Here is an 18821-nt window from a genome sequence, read left to right on the forward strand (position 1 = left end):
TGTCCTTTTTCAATGAAAACTAAATTTTTATTGAAAACACTTCTTTAAGTTTTTGTCGACCTAACGGGGTAATATGTATTGCTCTTGAGTGTTTTACTTTTATAATCCAATTCATTTCAAGCATTCGTTCTAAAAGTATATTTCCTAATGCTCCTGCGATATGGTGTTTTCTTTCAGTCCAATCTAAACAACATTTAGAAAAGGCTCGTCTTTTAGTTTGTAATTTTTCTAAGTCTATATCAAGACCATAAAAGAATTTCTCACCAATCTTAGTTACTTGAAAATCAGTTTCATTTTTTACTAATACTTCTTTTCTTAATAATGCATTTGCGATTTCTACGCCTAATTTTCCAGCTAAATGATCATAGCATGTTCTAGCGAATTCAATTTCATTCATTTCTTTTGCTTGTTTAAACGATTGAATTGGTTCGGGTTGCGTAATGAAGAAGATTGTTTCTAAAGAATCGGTTAGTTCATGATTTGCTAGTTTATAATAACGATGCCTTCCATGCTTTTCAACGGAGATAATTTGTGCTTCTAACAATTTATTAAGGTGAAAAGTTGCTGTTTGTGGTTTGATTTTTGCTGCATTAGCCAGTTCAGTTGCAGGGTGAGGTCGTCCGTCCATAAGATGAACTAAGATAGCGGATCGAGATGCATCACTAAGTAACGATGCCATTCGTGCAATATTTGTACTCATCTTATTCCCTCCTTTTTACATCCATATTTCGATGATAATGGAAGTTTTTATTAGTTACAATAGATTTATAGAAAATATTAGGAGTGATAATATGGATTTAAAAATAAATAAGTTTGTATGTAAAGAGATACAACCGAAGATTTTATATTATGGTATGCCAATTTTTTTATTATCTACTTTGAATGAGGACGGTACAACAAATGTTAGTCCTATGTCATCTTCATGGGCTTTAGGGAATTATATTATTTTAGGGATAGGTCTTGGAGGAAAAGCGATTCAAAATCTTGAAATTAATAAAGAATGTGTAGTAAATTTACCTTCTTCATTACAATGGGAACAAGTTGAGAAAATTGCACCATTTACTGGTGTGGAAAATGTTCCTAATTTTAAGCAAGACATGGGATATACATATAAAAAAGACAAGGTATCAGTATGTGATTTCACTTTAATCGATTCAACCAAAATACAGCCACAGCGAATAGTGGAGTGCCCAATACAAATTGAAGCAAAAGTGAAGGAAATACATATTCCAGAATATGCACCTTTCTTTGCAATTGTTGAAACTGAAGTTGTTCATGTTCATGCACATAACGAGATCATTAAAAGTGAAAATCATATTGATCCATTAAAATGGAAACCATTGTTTTATAATTTCAGACATTATTTTTCAATTGGAAAAGAGCTAGGTGAAAATTATCGGGCATGATAAGGAGTATGGAAATGATTAAACTAGAACCCTTTAAAAGAAACGATTTTAAACAATTAATGAACTGGATCCATTCCGAAGAATTTTTAATACAATGGTCAGGAAATGCATTTGCATATCTCTTAAATGAAAAACAATTAGAAAAATATATAGAAAGCGCAAATACGCTTGCATTTAAAGTAATAGATGAAGAGAGCGGAAAAGTAATTGGTCATATTTCACTTGGGCGAATAGACAACATAAATAAGTCTGCAAGGATTGGAAAAGTGCTAGTTGGTGATACGGAAATGAGAGGACGTTCTATAGGGAAACATATGATGAAAGCAGTTCTTCATATTGCATTTGAAGAATTAAAACTACATAGAGTAACTCTTGGTGTTTTTGATTTTAATACGTCAGCTATATCATGCTATGAAAAAATAGGATTTGTTAAAGAAGGTTTATTAAGAGAATCAAAAAAAGTAGGGGAAACGTATTGGAATTTATGGGAAATGAGTATGTTAGAATATGAATGGAGCGTTAAAAAATAATTATTTTCTATAATTTTATTATGTTAACTAAAAGGGTATGGAGAGGAAATATGAGTAAAAAAATGAAAATCATTACAATTTCAAGAAGAATTATTACGATTATCGAGCAATAATAAGTTTGTAATTGCAGAACAAAGTGGTCACTATATTCAAAAAGACGAGCCACATTATATTATAGATGCTGTTAAATGGATAATTGAGGTAGGGGAGGGATAAATATGTACACTTTACTTCAATACAATTGGCAAGTAAGAGATGATTGGTTTAAGTGGTGTGAGCAACTTTCAGCGGAAGAATTACTCCGCAAACGTGTTGGTGGTGTTGGAAGTATTTTAGCAACATTATTTCATATTGTTGATGTTGAGTATAGCTGGATTAGTGCAATTCAAGGGAAAGAAGATAGTGAACCGCAGTTTAAGGATTATCAATCAATTAAAAAAGTGAAAGTGTTATCTGATTTATATAAAAAAGAATTAGAAGATTTTTTACAAGTATGGTCAGCTAACTTAGAATGTAAGCTATTAAAAGCTTCGTGGACAGATAAAACATATACATATGGTGAGGTCTTAAGGCACGTAATTGTACATGAAATTCATCATATCGGTCAGTTATCTATATGGGCGAGGGAGTTAAATCTCCAGCCTGTTTCAGCGAATTTAATTGGGAGAGAGGACTATAGATTTAGAAAACGGCTTGCATTGTAAATACAAGCCGTTTTTATATATATAAGAAGATTTCCTAGTTGAAATCCTCGGATTTTTTCTGACGTATATGTAAGAACATTAAAATTGTTATAATGAAGAAAATCAACAATGTTTGTATAATCAAATTTTTAAACTGAAGCAAAACTGCCCAAGATGTAACAGCATCTTTGAACGCTTGGAGTGCAGAGTAAGAAGAAGGATCAAAGCCGTACTGAAGTAACTTTTTTGTTTCAATAAAAGTACTGTTTTCATTTTCGGCGTCTAATATTACTGAAATAAGTCTAGTATCTCCTCGTTTTGCGGTACTGACAAAACTATAATTACCATTAGTTGAAAAATTAGTTTGTAAGCCATCAACACCTTGGAGTTTAATGTTTTTATTAAGGGAATATATCATTTTATTGGTGTTGAAAACTTTCGTATCTTTGAAGGAGAACTGGTAAGAGGTTAGTTTTGTAATGTTCAGTATATCTGGAAAGTCTGTTACTAATTCTGTTGCTAGTTTAGCAACTTCAATTGCTGTTGTAGTTGCAAGTTTATTTGTATCGTTATTCATTCCAGTAGCGTTTAGAAACGGAGATGGTTGTGAAAACTTTAGGCGTTTTGCTTTTTCATTCATTAACTGTGTAAAATTATCTTCGTTTCCAGCGATATGTTCTGCAAGGGCAAGTGCGGAACGATTATTCCCTGTCAATAACAATGCATGTAGTAAATCACGAACCGTCGTTTTATCTTTCGAAGTTACTTGTATAGGACTCGTTTCTGCTTGGAAAACTTCGTTACTTATTTTTACGACTTCATCTAACTGTATATTTCCTTCATTCAGTTGTTCTAGTGCGATATATTCTGTCATTAATTTAGATAAAGTAGCCGATTGTATAGGAGTTTTTTCATTTTTTGTATAAACAACTTCACCTGAATGAGCATCTATTAAAATAGCTGATTTAGCTTGAATAATTGGTCCATTTACATAAAGATAAAAATATAAAACGATAAATGCAGTAATAACAAAAGATAATAATAAAATTGCGAATTTTTTTAAGAATTGCATAAGCGATCCTCCTATTATGACATCGATAATAATATTGTAAAAAGGAATGCTTAATTAGGAAGAAAGAAAAGGTAAAGAATTTCTAAAGAATTATAAAGGATTATTAAATTTTGGATGTTAATGGAAAATAAAAGGTCCAATTTCTTATATCGTAAGAAATTGGACCTGAAATTAAGCTGTATTAACATTTATATGGTTGTAGTTTTACAGTGAATGTTGTTTTTTTGTCATCACTATACACTTCAATTGTTCCTTTATGCAATTCGACAATACTTTTTGCAATTGCCAATCCGAGTCCAGATCCACCAGTGTTTGTAGAGCGCGATTTCTCAACGCGATAAAAACGTTCAAAAATATGAGGTAAATCGGTACTTGGAATAGGTTGACCGTAATTGGTTATATCGATTGCAATCATATTATTACTTTCATAAGCAGTAATATCAATATAATCACCATCGTTACCGTAAGCGATAGCATTAATAATTAGATTTTCAAATACGCGCACTAATTTGTCTCCATCAGCTAATACCATTAGCTTCTTTGATGGAAAAAAGGGGCGACAATCAATATTAGCCTCTTGAAGCTGTATTCGAAATTGAACTGTTAATTGTCCAAGAAGCTCCACAATATCAATAGGGACAGAATATAAACTTAATTCTTTATTTTGAACACGTGTATATTCAAACAAATCATTCATTAATGCATTAAGACGGGTTACTTTATCGTAAATGACTTGTATATAATGACGTAATTCCACTTCATCTCTATAATTATCATGGTGGATTAAATTCACGTATCCAACTATAGAGGTAAGAGGAGTGCGTAAATCATGTGATACATTTGTAATCAATTCACTTTTTGCTTGTTCTGCCTGTCTTTCTTCATCAATTGAGACTTTCAATTGTTCAACAATTTGATTAACCCCGCTTGCTAACTCTTCCAAATAATTATGGTTTACGATAGAAACTTTATGATTGAAGTTTCCATTTGCAATATAACGAATCTCTTCTATCATTTTTTTAATGCAAGTTTCATAGTAAAGCTTTCTTTCATGACGGTAAAAAATGTATAGGTAAGATGAGAAAATCGAAAATAAAAATAAATAAGAGACGATCATCATCCAAAGAGATTCTTTTATTCCTTTATATTTTTCATAACCAAAAATTCTAATGAACTCTTTGCCGAGTTCGCTTAATGTAAGTGAACTTTCAATTACACTTGTAACAAGACGATATATAATTAATTCAGTAATAGGGGTAAGTGTGATAGCTAACATGAACCAAAAAATTAACTTCCACTTTGGGATATCTTTTAATATATCAAATGCTTCATTTCTCAATTTTATAGCCTACTCCCCAAACGGTATGAATAAACTTCTCTCCATTCATTCCTGTTTCAAGTTTATCTCGTAAATTACTAATGTGAACCATTACAGTTTTATTTGAACCATAACCATCTTCATTCCAAACACGTTCAAAAATTTCTTCGGAACTAAATACTCTCCCCGTATTACTCGCAAGTAAATATAAAATATCAAATTCAATAGATGTAAGCTTAATATATTCTCCATTGACTTTAACTGTATGATTATGTTTGTGTATTTCAGCAGAACGAATGCGAATCATACCATCTTCATTTTTGGAAGAAGTGGCATTTTGGAAAGATGATCTTCGTAGTAAAGCTTTCACTCTAGCTACTAATTCTAATGGATTGAATGGTTTAATCATATAATCGTCTGCACCAGTCATAAGACCTAATATTTTATCCATATCCTCTGCTTTTGCACTCAACATAAGAATAGGTACAGTATTATTCTCACGAACCTCTTGGCAAACTTCTAATCCGTTTCGTTTTGGCATCATAATATCCAAAATCATAAGGTCAACTTCATATGTAGAAATCATTTGCAATGCTTCATCGCCATCGTATGCTTTATAAATGTTATAGCCTTCATTTCGCAAATAAACAGCAAGTAATTCAACAATTTCTTTATCGTCATCAATAATTAATATGTTTTTATTCATTATGTAGTTCCTTTCCTTACAAATCATTAACATTACTATAATATCAAACATTTATGTGTTTTGTAGCAATGATTCTCTATAAAATTTCATGTAACGTATAAAAAAGGGATTAAAACATTAATAACGAATACAAATAAAAAGGATATTTAAATACAGCGTTATATTGAAAGTTAGGAAGAAGGGGATATACGATGCTATATAAGGATATATACTCATTTACTCCAACTGGAAAAATTGAAAATGATATAAAAGCTTTTCTATTAAAATACAATAAAGAAGTTACATATAAACATTCAATTCGAGTGGCAAATGAGTCTCGTAAAATTGCAGTTATGTATCATGTAAATGAAGAAAAGGCAGCAATTGCAGGATATTTACATGATATTAGTGCAATCTTTCCGAATGGAGATCGGATTGTAGTTGCTGAGCAATTTGGAATAGAGATATTACAAGAAGAACGAGAATTTCCAATGATTATTCATCAAAAGTTATCGAAAGTAATTGCAAAAGAGATATTTAAAGTGGATGATGAAGAAATTTTGAATGCAATTTGCTGCCATACTACACTACGTAAACATGCAACGAAAATGGATTTAGTGTTATTTGTTGCTGATAAAATAGAATGGGATCAAAATGGAGCGCCACCATATTTAGCAGAAGTAAAAAAAGGATTAGAAAAATCTTTAGAACATGCTGCTTTTGCATATATTTCATATTTGTGGGATAGAAAAGATAAGTTGAAAGTTTTGCATCCTTGGTTAGAAGAATCATATTGGCAGTTAAAAGAAATTGTAGAGTAGAAAGGGTATGAAAATGTAGCTAAGAAAATAAATGAATAAAAGATTTTCTGGGGTTACATTAGTGCCGTACATTTAATAAACACTTATTTGAAGATATATTTTCAAAAGAAGATAAAGTGTTTTTAATAACAAATGGTTATCGATTGAAAAAGGAAAATGTGAAAAATCTACAGAAAATAAATATATAGACGATTTATTTAGAAAAGAGACTTAAAGCATCATATAAGGCAAGAAACAATGCCATTTTTATTTAAAGATGAAGAAGTTGCTTTGTATTGTACATATCAATTTTCATTAAAATGGTTCACTGGTGATATAAAGCATAAGCGACCTATTTAAACACCGAATTATAAAGGTTTTCCAAATCGTTTTCCTCGTTTTGGACGAAAAAAGAAACTTCTTATCCAGATGTATTTCTCATAAATATAACAAAAGATATTATTATGTTTATGTATGATGATAGAGGAAGTGAAGTAATTACGAAGAATAAAGAAACAATACGAAGTTTATCCCGCTTTAATGGGCAGTAAGACCCCCACCTCAAAATTCAGCGAAAACAAAGAAGTTAGGTGGAGATCGGGCTGCCCATAAAAGTCCGATTGGTGAGGGCTGATTAAAGTTTCACTTTATATGAGAAATATAAAGAGTGGATTCCAGATTATGAACGAGAGAGGATAGATAAAGTATTTACATGATAACAATAGGGGAAGTGAAGCGTGTAATGAAACGTATTGCAATTGTAGCAGCTTGGGAACCTGAACTTACGTATTTGCATCAATATTATCCAAGTAAACGTATTGAAAAAAGAGCAGCTTGGGAATTTCATTTTCATACTATAAATGATCTGGAAATTATTTCAGTTATAACTGGAGTTGGGAAAGTAAGCTGTGCAAGTTGTGTACAATTATTAATTAGTGAGTTTCAGCCAGATGAGTTGTTTATGACAGGAATATGTGGAAGTCTATCAAATAAGGTGAAAAATGGACATATTGTAGTAGCTCTTAATGCAATACAACACGATGTTACTGCTGCCGGTTCGGGGGAAGATGTTTTTAATTTATATAATGGTAGGACAGCACCTATTGAAACAACAAAGTGGCTTGTAAGAAGAATAAAAAAGATACGATCATATGATCCGATTCATTATGGTACATTTTTATCTGGAGATCAACGTATTCGTAGTTCAGAAATGAGATATTTACTCCATACTGTATATGGAGCATTAGCGGTTGATCAAGAAGTGGCAGCTTTTGCTTATGTGTGCCAAATCAATAACAAACCTTTTCTATGTTTAAAAGCTGCTTCAGATCAAGCGAATGATAAAACGAAAGAGGAACAAAAAATCTTTAAAATGTTAGCATGTGAACGAGCGTGTGAGCATTTAATTGCTTTTTTACGTGTATATGAGATTAATGTAGTAAATCATAGATAGTAAGAGGGGTTAATATTGGAAAGTACAAATAAAATAGCTATTTTGGGTGCAAACGGAAAAGCGGGGAAATTCCTTGTAAAAGAAGCGCTAGATAAGGGGTATCAAGTAAAAATATTAACAAGAAATTCTAATAATATCAAAATAACAAATGAAAATATAGAGATCATTAATGGAGATGCACGTGATTTTGCTTCAATACGCAAATTACTTAAAGGGTGTGGAGCTGTAATTAATGCAGTAGGTCAACCCAAAAATGAATCTTATATTTTTAGCACAGTAACGAAGCATATTTTAGAAGCAATGAAGGAGTTTGAAATAAAAAGATATATTGTAATTTCCGGAGGCTCTTTAAATGTTACAGGAGATCAAAAGGGAATTGTAAATAAAATAGGAGCTACCTTATTTAAAATTTTTTTATCAAAAATGATGTAAGATAAATATAAAGAATTACAAATTATCCAAAGTAGTGAAGTAGATTGGACAATTGTTAGATTACCATTTGTTATAGAGGGAAATGGTATTGGACGTATAAACGAGAGTTTAGTAGATATGCCAGGAATCAAAATTCAAAATAGTGATATTGCACCATTTGTTATAAAACAAATTAATAGTGACAGATATGTAGGGAAGTGTCCGTTCATTTCAAATTAAGCAGTAGAATTCAAAATTAAAGTATGATGTGACTAGTAGATCTTATATATTTGAACATTAGTTTAACACGAGTAAGTGGGGGATAATTTTATATGATTCAATATAAAAGATGCAGTGAGATAAATATAGATTTAGTGTATGAAGCTTTTAGGGATGGGTTTTTAGATTATATTATTAAGATGGAAGTTTCAAAAGAAGATTTTATAAAAAGGTTTTTTGGAGCTGAAGGGAATTCGTTAGAACACTCGTTTCTTTCTTTAGACGGTGACAAACCAGTTGGTGTAATACTTGGTGGTATTAAGATTTATGAAAGTATAAAAACAATGCGTTGTGGAACATTAGCTATTCACCCTAAGTATCGCGGTATTGGTGTGAGCCAAAAGTTATTTGAATTACATAAAGAAGAGGCGATTCAAAATGAGTGTAAGCAACTTTTCCTTGAAGTCATTGTAGGTAATGACCGGGCGATTCGTTTTTATAATAAATTAGGCTATGAAAAAGTATATGATCTATCTTATTATAATTTAAAAGATATGACTAAAATAATAACTAAAGACTGTAACGGAATTGAAGTAAAACAATTAGAATTTGCAGCTTTCAAAGTTGAAGTTCAAAAATGGTTATACTTCCATATAAATTGGCAAAATGATATGGATTATATTGAAAAAACAAATCATACATTTTATGGCGCATATGTCGATAATGATTTAAAAGGTTCAATATGTATGAATGAACAAGGTAAAATTAGTTTTTTTTTCGTAGACAAAGACTATAGAAATCGTGGTATTGGATCAAGATTATTACAAGTGGCAAGAGAAAACTTAAATGTGTCAAGTTTATCAATTGGGTTTCCAAACAACAATTTACTAGAAGGATTTTTAAAGAAAACTGGATTTGAAAAGAATTCGTTAGCACAATATGAAATGTATGTATTACTGTAAAAAGCGAAAGAAGTTATTCTTTCGCTTTTTATTTTTGTACTATACTGATATTTTACTTTGTATAATATTCTTTTTTTATGTAGAATAGATAGGATGGGAGGGGATAAAATGAATAACGGATTAAAGCTTAAGATTGTTGAGTTGCATTGTTTCGTTCAAAAGACTTATTCTGATATGAAAATAGCATGTGATATTGCTATTTATCAAGAAAACACTTCTAAATATTTAGTTTCATTAGGATTTTTAAATAAATCATATATGACTTATATAGAAGCAAGAAGATTTTATCGTGAAAATGAAGAACTTGTAAGTGTAGAATTTGATAATTTTTTTGATACATATGATATATTAGAACAGGAATTAAAACTAGTTATTTCAACTGAAGATAAAAATCCTTCATTGTTACATAGCAGGTTTGATCAGTTTCAGCAGAAAGTTGAAAATATAAATGACCTAATAAAAGTTTTACAAAATGCTCGTTAAAGAATGTTTCTTCTTTTTATATAGAAATTATGCATTAAAAATATATTAGGGATATTACATATTGAAGAGATGGCTTTTGTTGATTACAGAAGTCATCTTTTTATGCTAGGAATAAATTGTATGAATTTTAGCAGTTTCATATTTTAAAAAATTATACGAGGAAAATAACATGAATAATAAAAAAGAAATAGCTATAGTTGCTTTAATAACAGGATTGGCCTTAACAACTGTGACACCATATGGAGTAGGTTATGCAGAGGAAACGGTTCAAATGCAAGTTGATGTTCAAGAGGATTCGTTTCGTACCGGTGAACTTACACAACCATCACAAAAGACGCCAGAGAATGTAGTGAAAGATGCACTTAAGGAAAAGACGGAGCATGCTTTGTCTCCAAAACAAGTTAGTGGAGACAAAGGGGTAGATTACAAGGTTCTTCAAAAACGTAGTTCATATGATGGGACGACACTTTTGCGTATGCAACAAATATATGAAGGAAAAGAAGTATATGGACACCAATTGACTGCTCATGTAGATAAAAAGGGTATTATTAAAAGTGTTTCAGGGGAAAGTGCACAAAACTTAGAAAAAGAAGATTTAAAGAATCCTATTAATTTATCAAAAGAAGAAGCAAAGGAATTTATTTATACGAAGTACGGAAATGATATTCAATTTATTTCTGAGGCAGAAGTTAAGGAAGTTATTTTTGTTGATGAAAATCGTGGGCAGGCTACAAATGCATATCAAGTTACATTTGCAGCTGCCACACCAAACTATGTATCTGGAACTTATTTAGTGGATGCTCATAGTGGTGATATGTTGAAAAATATGGTGCAAGAGTCAGATTTAAAAGTAAGTGAAGAGCGTGTTGAAGCTATTCAGGAGAGTAAAAAAAGTAATTTTAAATCATTAACCGGGACTGGAAAAGATGATTTAGGAATAACTCGTACATTTGGTATTTCTGAACAAAGTAACGGGAAGTATGCGCTTGCCGATTACACAAGAGGGCAAGGAATTGAGACGTACGATGTTAATTATAGAGATATTACTTTTGAAGATAAATATTATCCTGGTATATTAGCAACTAGCACATCAACAACATTTAATGACCCAAAAGCGGTAAGTGCTCATTTCTTAGCGACAAACGTATATGATTTTTATAAAGACAAATATAAGCGTAATAGTTTTGATAATAACGGGAAAAAAGTAGTTTCAGTTGTACATGCATGGGATTCAGGAGAAACAAATGATCCTAAAAATTGGGGGAATGCATTTAGCGCTAATATTAACAATGTTAGTATGCTTATATATGGTGATCCAATGGTTAGAGCGTTTGACATAGCGGGCCATGAATTTACACATGCGGTTACATCTAGTGAATCTAATCTTGAATTTTTTGGAGAATCCGGGGCAATTAACGAGGCATTATCTGATATTATGGGAACGGCTATTGAGAAATATGTAAATAATGGAGAATTTAATTGGACAATAGGAGAACAAAGTGGATCCGTTCTCCGTAATATGAAAGATCCATCTTCAGTCAAATTTTTTGATGGAGTACCGTATCCGGATGATTATAGTAAATTCAGTGATTTAAACGGAGAGGATAATGAGGGCGTTCATTTTAATTCAAGTATTATTAATAAAGTCGCATATTTAATTGCACAAGGTGGTACTCATAACGGTGTAACTGTAAATGGTATTGGTGAAGATAAAATGTTTGATATTTTCTATTATGCAAATACTGATGAATTGAACATGACTTCTAATTTCTCTGAATTAAGATTAGCGTGTCTTAAAGTTGCAACAAATAAATATGGGGCAAATTCCATTGAGGTTGAAACGGTCCAAAAAGCTTTTGATGCAGCAAAAATTAAAGGAACAGTGAAAGAAAACGAAAAAACTGAGGCAAACCAAGTCCCAGAGCTAACAGTACCGCCAACAATTACACTACGTGTCGGTGATACGTTTGACCCGATGAGCAATATAAAAGCTATTGATAAAGAAGATGGTGATTTAACAAATCGAGTAGAACATAAAGGTGATGTAGACACTTCTAAACCAGGCAAATACATTGTGGAGTACTCTGTTGTTAATTCTCAAGGTGGGAAAGTAACGGTAACACAGACTGTAATTGTAGAGGGAAATGGAAAAACATCAAATCTAAAACCTACATTAACAGTTCCTATTGCAGCGATAATTACTGTAGGAGAATCATTCGATCCGATGGCAAAAGTAAAAGCTATTGATAAAGAAGACGGCGATCTTACTTCTAAAGTAAAAGTTGAGGGGGAAGTAGATACCTCTAAAGTCGGTACTTACATAGTAACGTATACAGTTACAAATTCTAAAGGCCATGAAGAAATTGCGAAACAAACTGTAACAGTCACAGGTAGAGAAGAAGTTAAGAATGACATACCAATACTAAAAGTACCTTCTACAACTACAATTACTAAGGGAGATGAATTCAATCCAATGGTAGGTGTATCAGCTACTGATAAAGAGGATGGTGATCTTACTTCTAAAGTCACGTATGAAGGAACTGTAGATACCTCTAGAACTGATACTTTTGAAATAAAATATAGTGTCAGAGATTCTGTAGGTAATGAAGTAAATACAATACAAAAAGTATTTGTAAAAGATAATGACACTGGAAAAGCTAATGGTCTTGCTAATAACAGTAATATCCCGAACAACAGTAATTCTGATAAAAATGAATCTACATATAAAGAGCTTCCCCACACGGGGGCTAGTACAACTAACAGTACAACAATGGGTTTATGGATGGTTATTGTAGGTACAGTACTCACTTTGGCTCGTAAATTTAGAAAGATACAAAAATAATAGTAGGGATTATTTCTCACACAATAATTATTAGATGGATTTTTTACTTAATAATATTTTAATAGTTAAGTGGTGTATTTGGTTTCTATAAAACTTTGCGCTGGGATGCTATTGTGTCTAAAGAACTACATTACATATAAAACACGTTACTATTCTCATTAAAATAAAAGAATAGTAACGTGTTTTTTTGATTTATAAATAGCCTAAACCCAAAAGGTCATGAATGCGGGACTTATTCTAAACTTCTATTGATAAGTTACTGAAAACACTTTGTTTTAATTGAAATTTCACTCTATATGACAACATGAGATTGTCGGTATTTACCAGGTGTTTCGTTGGTGAATTTTTTAAAAATTTTAGTGAAATAGCTTTGATCACTAAAATTAAGCGAAGCACATATGTCTGATAAGGGATAGGTTGTGAAAGTTAATAATTTCTTCGCTTCTTCAATTCGTTCACGTTGAATGTACTCAATTAATGATATACCGACTTCTTTTTTGAATAATATAGATAAATAATCTGAATTCACATTTGCAAATTTAGCAATTTGTTTAATAGATATTTGATTGTAAATATTTTTGAAAATGTAGTTTTTACAAATAGAAATAGTCTTTGAATGTTGCTGTACTTTTTGTACTTTTACACGGTCTGCAAAAGCACAGAAAACATTTCTTAATAAATCCCAAACGGATTCTATTTCTTTTAAATCTTCTGTCTTTTGAATGTATAAATCGTAAATCTTGTAAGCAATCCCGGAAGGAAGTCCTCCTTTTATAGCATATCTAGTAGCAAGTGTGATGGATGAAATACAAATGTTTTTATGACGTCTTAATTGATGAAATGAAGATAAAGATGAAAGAGTCTCTTGTTGGAACTCGTAATAATATTTGAGTACGGTTTCTTTATCCCCGTTTTCTATAGCTCCAAGTAGTTGTTGTTCTATATACAAGTTATGACAAATAGATTCGTCTTTTTGCATTGAAAAATATATATCTTCATTTAAGATTCTGCTATGACTTATATGAAATGAGTCACTGTTATTTGAAAAGGTACTTACATCTGAAATTTTTTTATAGAGAATGTTATAGAATAATATTGCTATATTTACAAAGAAATTTTGATCTTTGATTGACAATGAAAAATAATGGTTAATTGTTTTTTTATAATTAGCAATAAAATTAAGGTTACTATCCGTTTTACTTGTAGAAAAATTTACCTGTGTTAAGGGCCCAATAATAACAGTACCGTTCACCATGTAATCACTTTTTATGTGAATTAAAATAAAGTGCCCTAAATGATAGTGAGTTCTGAAGATTGGGAAATTATACGAATCATTTTTCTGTAAAAGCACATGTAACTGCTCTATGTTTGGTGCATACCACGAATGTGAATCATTTTTTGATGTAAACTCTATAAGAATATTTTTGTTACAATCTAAAAAACAAACTGGAATTTCAAAAGATTGGAAAAACATATTACAAATGTACTCTATCTCGACTAGACTGAGCTTTTTAGTCATATTCTTCCTCCTTACAGTTGTGCGTAATAGTTGAATGATTACATATTCCTTTTTTCAAAAGTAGAAACGGAAAAACTTTATCTATAAAAATTATAAACTTCTAAGAATAATACCATAATTTAACATGAATAGCACATATTATTTGAATATACAGGTAATAGTTTTAAAGAGTAACGTAAAATATGAATCGTCACACTTATTTGCTTGTTATTGCTTATATGTATCAAAAAATGATTAAAATTGAATTTTAAATAGGGATAGGAAAGGAGAGATTAATGGATTGACGCAAAGTATTTAATGAAATTTAGCGATGAAAGTTAATATGTAACGATTTTTGAAGTAGGGATATAAGTGTAATTTATGGGAGAGAACTACATTTATCATACGGAGAGACAACGTAATAATAGAAAAGAAGAAGAGTGAATAAGTGATTGTAAACAATGGATTGTTGGTCGGCTATGTTTTATGTTATTTGTTTAGATCTGATACTTGGCACACTATTGCTTTCAAGAAGGTAATAGTAATTAAGAGATTTTTAAAATGATAGAAGTAGTAAAGGGGGATAAGAGAAATGAAAAAAATATTTAGTGTGCTTTTAATGTTTTTCTTAACATTTTCTACATGGTCTAGTGTATTAGTAAAGGCAGCGTCACCATCCAAAGGTACTTTAACGATTCATAAATATGAACAAGAAAAAGATGGAGCACCAGGACTAGAAGGTGACGGCTTTGCAAATCAAGAGGTGCCAACAAATGCGAAACCGTTAAAAGGTGTAACGTTTGAAGTGAAAAGGGTTGCATCGTTTGAAAAAATTTCAAACGATGGGAAAATCGTAAAAGAAGATGTGAAACCTGTAATGGGAGCAACTCCAACTCAAGTAGTAACAGATGATAATGGACAAGCTGTATTAAAAGAACTTCCGCTAGGACGTTATGAAGTGAAGGAAGTGGCAGGACCTCCACATGTTAACCTAAATCCAAATACGTATACAGTGGATATTCCATTAACGAATAAAGAGGGTAAGGTGCTAAACTATGATGTTCATATGTATCCGAAAAATGAGATTAAACGTGGTGCAGTTGATTTAATAAAAACTGGTGCAAATGAAAAAGCTTTAGCAGGTGCAGTATTCTCTTTATTTAAAAAAGATGGTACGGAAGTAAAAAAAGAGTTAGTAACAGATGGTAATGGGTATATTCGCGTGCAAGGATTAGAGTATGGGGAATACTATTTCCAAGAGACAAAAGCGCCGAAAGGGTATGTAATAGATCCGACTAAACGCGAGTTTTTTATAAAGAATTCCGGAACTATTAACGAAGATGGAACAATTACTTCTGGTACAGTAGTTAAAGTAGAAGTGAAAAACTATGAAGAACCCACTATTGATAAAAAGATTAACGGAAATTTGGAAGCGCTACCAATTAATCCGTTAACTAATTACAATTATGATATTAAAACAATAATTCCCGAAGACATTAAAGAATACAGAAAATATGTAGTAACAGATACTTTGGACAATCGATTAGTGATTCAAGGAAAACCAATCGTTAAAATTGATGGAGCGGAAGTAAATGCAAGCATTGTTGAGGTAGCTGTAGAAGGTCAAAAAATAACAGCTATAGTAAAAGATTTCACAAAATTAGATGGTAAAAAAGAATTTCATTTACAAATTAAATCACAAGTAAAAGAAGGAGTAGCTTCTGGTTCCGAAATTTTAAATACAGCAAAAATTGATTTTATAAATAAAAATGATGTATTTGGAGAAAAGGAATCTAAACCTGTAGTTGTTGTTCCGACAACTGGAATAATTGAGTTAACAAAAATTGATGGTGCTAATAAAAAGAAATTAAAAGGTGCAGAGTTTGTACTTAAAGATAAAAATGGGAAAATAGTTGTTGTAGCAGGAAAAGAAGTCACTGGTGTATCAGATGAAAATGGTGTTATTAAATGGACTAACATTCCGTATGGAGACTATCAAATTTTTGAAACGAAAGCACCAACATATACAAAAGAGGATGGTACAACAGCTTCTTATCAATTATTAAAAGACCCCATTGATGTAAAAATTAGTGAAAATAATCAATCGGTTAAATTAACGATAGAAAATAATAAAAGTGGATGGATGCTTCCAGTTACGGGTGGTATAGGAACGACTCTTTTTACTGTAATAGGTCTTGTGTTAATGGTTACAGCGGCATTTGTTTTCTTTAGAAAAAAGTTTGCTAATAATTAAGGTTTTAGGAACATGTAACCATTTGATGTGAAAAGGGGAGAAGCAAAATGCTTCCCTCTTTTCGATATTTTAGTATATACAGAGGTGGAAATATGAAACGAAATCTTGTTTTAGGAGGTATTTTTTTATTTGGATTAGGTATTTTTTTATATCCTACTATTAGTAATTTGTTGGCGACTCGTGCACATTATTCTGAGGTTAGCTCTTACGATAAGAAGATTAAAGCACTACAAAAGAAAGAAATAGAACGAAGAGAAAAAGAAGCAGCCGAATATAATAAACAAATTCAAACTTCCATGAAAACATTTGCAGATCCATTTTCTGAAGAAAAAAGTAATCATCAAGCGTATGCCGATGCCTTAAATTTAGGTGATGTAATGGGGTATATTGAAATATCGAAAATTAATATAAAACTACCAATATATCAAGGGACCTCTGAGGAAGTGTTGAGTCGCGGGGTAGGTCATTTAGATTATTCTTCGCTCCCAGTAGGTGGAGAAAATACGCACACTATTTTAACAGGGCATCGTGGTTTACCGTCAGCAAAATTATTTACAGATTTAGATAAGTTGAGTGAAGGAGACCGTTTTTATATTCACTCTTTAGACAAAGTTCTTGCTTATAAAGTAGATCAAATTAAAGTAGTTTTACCACACGAAACGGACGATCTACAAATTGTAGAAAATAAAGATTATACAACATTAATTACGTGTACGCCTTATGGAGTAAACACCAATAGATTGTTAGTTCGGGGTGAACGTGTAGAGTTCAATCAGGAAGAAAAACAAGGAATGGGTGCAGGGGTATCTATGTTTAATAAGTGGACGGTAATAGTTCCAATCCTATTGTTATGTACGCTTCTGATCGTAATTTATAAGAGAAAAATAACTAGATAGAATGTATCTATCCCGCGCTAATCGGTAGTGTATCCAAAAATTTTGGGAAAAGCAAAAAAGGTATGTAGGGAAGGATCACTAATAAAAGTGCACTTTATTCGACTGTAGAAAAAATACGGTAAAGGTGGGAACAAAGGAATTGAGGCTACGATTAAAACTGGTAAGTATTCCATTTATGGTTTTGTTAATGTTATGTGTAAGTTTTGTCGTATATGTACCAAAAGAAGTATATGGATCCACGATAAACTTAGAAGGTCTAGGAGATATATCGCGTTATAACGCTGTTGTCTTTGGTAACCATAAAGCAGTAGGTGGCGATATTGAAGGGGCAATCGCAGTTCAAGGTGATATGGATGCATCAGGTTATACGATTGTAGGTGCTGCAGCAGGAACATCTAATATAGTAGGTGAAAAATGGAGTGATGAGGGATATCCATCCTTATTATTGTCTGGAAAATTCAAAAAATCAAGAGAGGAATCTTTTATCATTCAAAACGGAATAGTCGTAATGACAAAAGAGAGTGATCCAGATTGTATTATACAATCTTTTTATGATCGTATCGTTTATAAAGAAAAACTAGAAATTGACGCGAAATTTAATGAATTTCGCACCATAGTCAACCAAGTCAGTAAAAATGCAGGTCAATATAAAACGAATACCCCAATTCCAAATATGAGTTATGGTATTGGAAAAGATATAAACAATCCTAATATTTATGTTTCATCAAAATTGACCGGGAAAATCAATTTTGATATAAGAGATGTATTTTTACCCAATGCTAAGGATAAAGATTTTATTGTTATGTATTCGGATGCAATAGAGGTTACATTTAAAAATGGGTCCATTCTATATGATACGAACAATATTGGAAGGGCTACAGATATAATTCCTACCTCTCAACCCTATTCTTCTAATTCACCGTTTACTGAGCTATACGGGAAAGTGATTTGGGTTTTTCCTAACGCGAAAAAGATTACAACAGAGGGATATGGTGTTGTTGGGAGTGTGTTTGCTCCAAATGCTGTATTAGAAACAAAAGGCGGCTCAATTAATGGACAAGCATTTGTCGGTGCGGTACAACAAACTGGTGGATTTGAATTTCACAATTTCAAATTTAACTGGCAACACTGGAACAAGCCTAGTACAGGAAAAGTAAAAATAAAAAAAGTTGATAGTAATAATGATAATGAAAAATTGCTCGGAGCAAAGTTTCATATTACAGATTTAAATGAAAAAGTAGTTGGGGAGTTAGTAACAGATGAAAAAGGAGAAGCGATATCAAAAGATTTGCCAATAGGTAACTATACC

Annotated in this window: 16 protein-coding genes and 3 pseudogenes; 14 read left to right on the forward strand and 5 right to left on the reverse strand. The window is 31.6% G+C overall.

The window, feature by feature from the left end; all coding sequences use genetic code 11:
- Positions 1-19: 19 nt before the first annotated feature.
- Entirely contained in the window at positions 20-700 is a 681-nt protein-coding gene (locus tag PDK19_RS22205) for an ArsR/SmtB family transcription factor (protein WP_074615088.1), read from the reverse strand.
- Between the two features lie 91 nt (positions 701-791).
- On the opposite strand from PDK19_RS22205, the gene PDK19_RS22210 reads away from it, so the two are divergent.
- From PDK19_RS22210 to PDK19_RS22225, 4 genes and pseudogenes are all read left to right on the forward strand, one after another.
- Positions 792-1406, forward strand: coding sequence for a flavin reductase family protein (locus PDK19_RS22210; RefSeq protein ID WP_014893710.1), 615 nt, complete (start codon positions 792-794; stop codon positions 1404-1406).
- An 8-nt stretch (positions 1407-1414) separates the two neighbouring features.
- On the forward strand, positions 1415-1936 hold the full coding sequence (locus tag PDK19_RS22215; protein WP_374203344.1) for a GNAT family N-acetyltransferase: 522 nt from the start codon (positions 1415-1417) through the stop codon (positions 1934-1936).
- 66 nt (positions 1937-2002) lie between these two features.
- A pseudogene (locus PDK19_RS22220) lies at positions 2003-2152 on the forward strand (alpha/beta hydrolase); the annotation flags it as partial.
- Between the two features lie 2 nt (positions 2153-2154).
- The gene (locus tag PDK19_RS22225) at positions 2155-2640 is read left to right on the forward strand and encodes a DinB family protein (protein WP_014893709.1); all 486 of its coding nucleotides are present in this window, start codon (positions 2155-2157) and stop codon (positions 2638-2640) included.
- 34 nt (positions 2641-2674) lie between these two features.
- Here the strand turns inward: PDK19_RS22225 and PDK19_RS22230 are convergent, their stop codons facing one another.
- The 3 genes from PDK19_RS22230 to PDK19_RS22240 form a co-directional block, all read right to left on the reverse strand.
- Positions 2675-3691, reverse strand: a complete 1017-nt coding sequence (locus PDK19_RS22230) for a D-alanyl-D-alanine carboxypeptidase family protein (RefSeq protein WP_001160062.1) — start codon at positions 3689-3691, stop codon at positions 2675-2677.
- Positions 3692-3872: 181 nt separating this feature from the next.
- Positions 3873-5030, reverse strand: coding sequence for a sensor histidine kinase (locus tag PDK19_RS22235; RefSeq protein WP_001243288.1), 1158 nt, complete (start codon positions 5028-5030; stop codon positions 3873-3875).
- Positions 5020-5715: a response regulator transcription factor gene (locus PDK19_RS22240; RefSeq protein WP_001038817.1), complete on the reverse strand. Its 696-nt coding sequence runs from the start codon at positions 5713-5715 to the stop codon at positions 5020-5022. The genes PDK19_RS22235 and PDK19_RS22240 overlap by 11 nt, the downstream gene beginning before the upstream one ends.
- A gap of 191 nt (positions 5716-5906) precedes the next feature.
- Between PDK19_RS22240 and yqeK the strand changes: the two genes are divergently transcribed.
- The 7 genes and pseudogenes from yqeK to PDK19_RS22280 all read left to right on the forward strand — a co-directional run bounded on the left by yqeK (position 5907) and on the right by PDK19_RS22280 (position 12864).
- The gene (yqeK, locus tag PDK19_RS22245) at positions 5907-6515 is read left to right on the forward strand and encodes a bis(5'-nucleosyl)-tetraphosphatase (symmetrical) YqeK (RefSeq protein WP_000965863.1); all 609 of its coding nucleotides are present in this window, start codon (positions 5907-5909) and stop codon (positions 6513-6515) included.
- A gap of 68 nt (positions 6516-6583) precedes the next feature.
- Positions 6584-7045, forward strand: a pseudogene (locus PDK19_RS22250) (DUF3885 domain-containing protein); the annotation flags it as partial.
- A 164-nt stretch (positions 7046-7209) separates the two neighbouring features.
- Positions 7210-7947: a phosphorylase family protein gene (locus PDK19_RS22260; RefSeq protein WP_116733359.1), complete on the forward strand. Its 738-nt coding sequence runs from the start codon at positions 7210-7212 to the stop codon at positions 7945-7947.
- A 15-nt stretch (positions 7948-7962) separates the two neighbouring features.
- A pseudogene (locus PDK19_RS22265) lies at positions 7963-8598 on the forward strand (SDR family oxidoreductase).
- Between the two features lie 92 nt (positions 8599-8690).
- Positions 8691-9539 (forward strand): GNAT family N-acetyltransferase, encoded by an 849-nt coding sequence (locus tag PDK19_RS22270; protein WP_242296228.1) that lies wholly within the window; start codon positions 8691-8693, stop codon positions 9537-9539.
- 108 nt (positions 9540-9647) lie between these two features.
- Positions 9648-10022, forward strand: a complete 375-nt coding sequence (locus PDK19_RS22275) for a hypothetical protein (RefSeq protein ID WP_049114040.1) — start codon at positions 9648-9650, stop codon at positions 10020-10022.
- Positions 10023-10191: 169 nt separating this feature from the next.
- A complete protein-coding gene (locus PDK19_RS22280; RefSeq protein ID WP_074568373.1) occupies positions 10192-12864 on the forward strand; it encodes a M4 family metallopeptidase in 2673 nt (890 codons plus the stop codon).
- Between the two features lie 292 nt (positions 12865-13156).
- Here PDK19_RS22280 and PDK19_RS22285 read toward each other — a convergent pair whose 3' ends face one another.
- A complete protein-coding gene (locus PDK19_RS22285) occupies positions 13157-14383 on the reverse strand; it encodes an AraC family transcriptional regulator (RefSeq protein ID WP_049122813.1) in 1227 nt (408 codons plus the stop codon).
- Between the two features lie 571 nt (positions 14384-14954).
- Between PDK19_RS22285 and PDK19_RS22290 the strand changes: the two genes are divergently transcribed.
- From PDK19_RS22290 to PDK19_RS22300, 3 genes are all read left to right on the forward strand, one after another.
- Complete coding sequence (locus PDK19_RS22290; protein ID WP_000719290.1) at positions 14955-16616, forward strand: SpaA isopeptide-forming pilin-related protein; 1662 nt, start codon at positions 14955-14957, stop codon at positions 16614-16616.
- A 92-nt stretch (positions 16617-16708) separates the two neighbouring features.
- The gene (locus PDK19_RS22295) at positions 16709-17512 is read left to right on the forward strand and encodes a class C sortase (RefSeq protein ID WP_000828080.1); all 804 of its coding nucleotides are present in this window, start codon (positions 16709-16711) and stop codon (positions 17510-17512) included.
- A 139-nt stretch (positions 17513-17651) separates the two neighbouring features.
- Positions 17652-18821, forward strand: a 1170-nt coding sequence (locus tag PDK19_RS22300) for a collagen-binding domain-containing protein (protein WP_269761902.1), incomplete at its 3' end; no start/stop codon positions are given.

The sequence above is a fragment of the Bacillus cereus group sp. BcHK124 genome (assembly GCF_027712065.1).
Taxonomy (GTDB): Bacteria; Bacillota; Bacilli; order Bacillales; family Bacillaceae_G; genus Bacillus_A; species Bacillus_A pacificus.

Coding starts and splice junctions, on each gene's coding strand:
- PDK19_RS22295 (WP_000828080.1), top strand. CDS start 16,709: ATGAAACGAAATCTTGTTTTAGGAGGTATTTTTTTATTTGGATTAGGT.
- PDK19_RS22285 (WP_049122813.1), bottom strand. CDS start 14,383: ATGACTAAAAAGCTCAGTCTAGTCGAGATAGAGTACATTTGTAATATG.
- yqeK (WP_000965863.1), top strand. CDS start 5,907: ATGCTATATAAGGATATATACTCATTTACTCCAACTGGAAAAATTGAA.
- PDK19_RS22215 (WP_374203344.1), top strand. CDS start 1,415: ATGGAAATGATTAAACTAGAACCCTTTAAAAGAAACGATTTTAAACAA.
- PDK19_RS22210 (WP_014893710.1), top strand. CDS start 792: ATGGATTTAAAAATAAATAAGTTTGTATGTAAAGAGATACAACCGAAG.
- PDK19_RS22225 (WP_014893709.1), top strand. CDS start 2,155: ATGTACACTTTACTTCAATACAATTGGCAAGTAAGAGATGATTGGTTT.
- PDK19_RS22290 (WP_000719290.1), top strand. CDS start 14,955: ATGAAAAAAATATTTAGTGTGCTTTTAATGTTTTTCTTAACATTTTCT.
- PDK19_RS22230 (WP_001160062.1), bottom strand. CDS start 3,691: ATGCAATTCTTAAAAAAATTCGCAATTTTATTATTATCTTTTGTTATT.
- PDK19_RS22205 (WP_074615088.1), bottom strand. CDS start 700: ATGAGTACAAATATTGCACGAATGGCATCGTTACTTAGTGATGCATCT.
- PDK19_RS22280 (WP_074568373.1), top strand. CDS start 10,192: ATGAATAATAAAAAAGAAATAGCTATAGTTGCTTTAATAACAGGATTG.
- PDK19_RS22240 (WP_001038817.1), bottom strand. CDS start 5,715: ATGAATAAAAACATATTAATTATTGATGACGATAAAGAAATTGTTGAA.
- PDK19_RS22275 (WP_049114040.1), top strand. CDS start 9,648: ATGAATAACGGATTAAAGCTTAAGATTGTTGAGTTGCATTGTTTCGTT.
- PDK19_RS22270 (WP_242296228.1), top strand. CDS start 8,691: ATGATTCAATATAAAAGATGCAGTGAGATAAATATAGATTTAGTGTAT.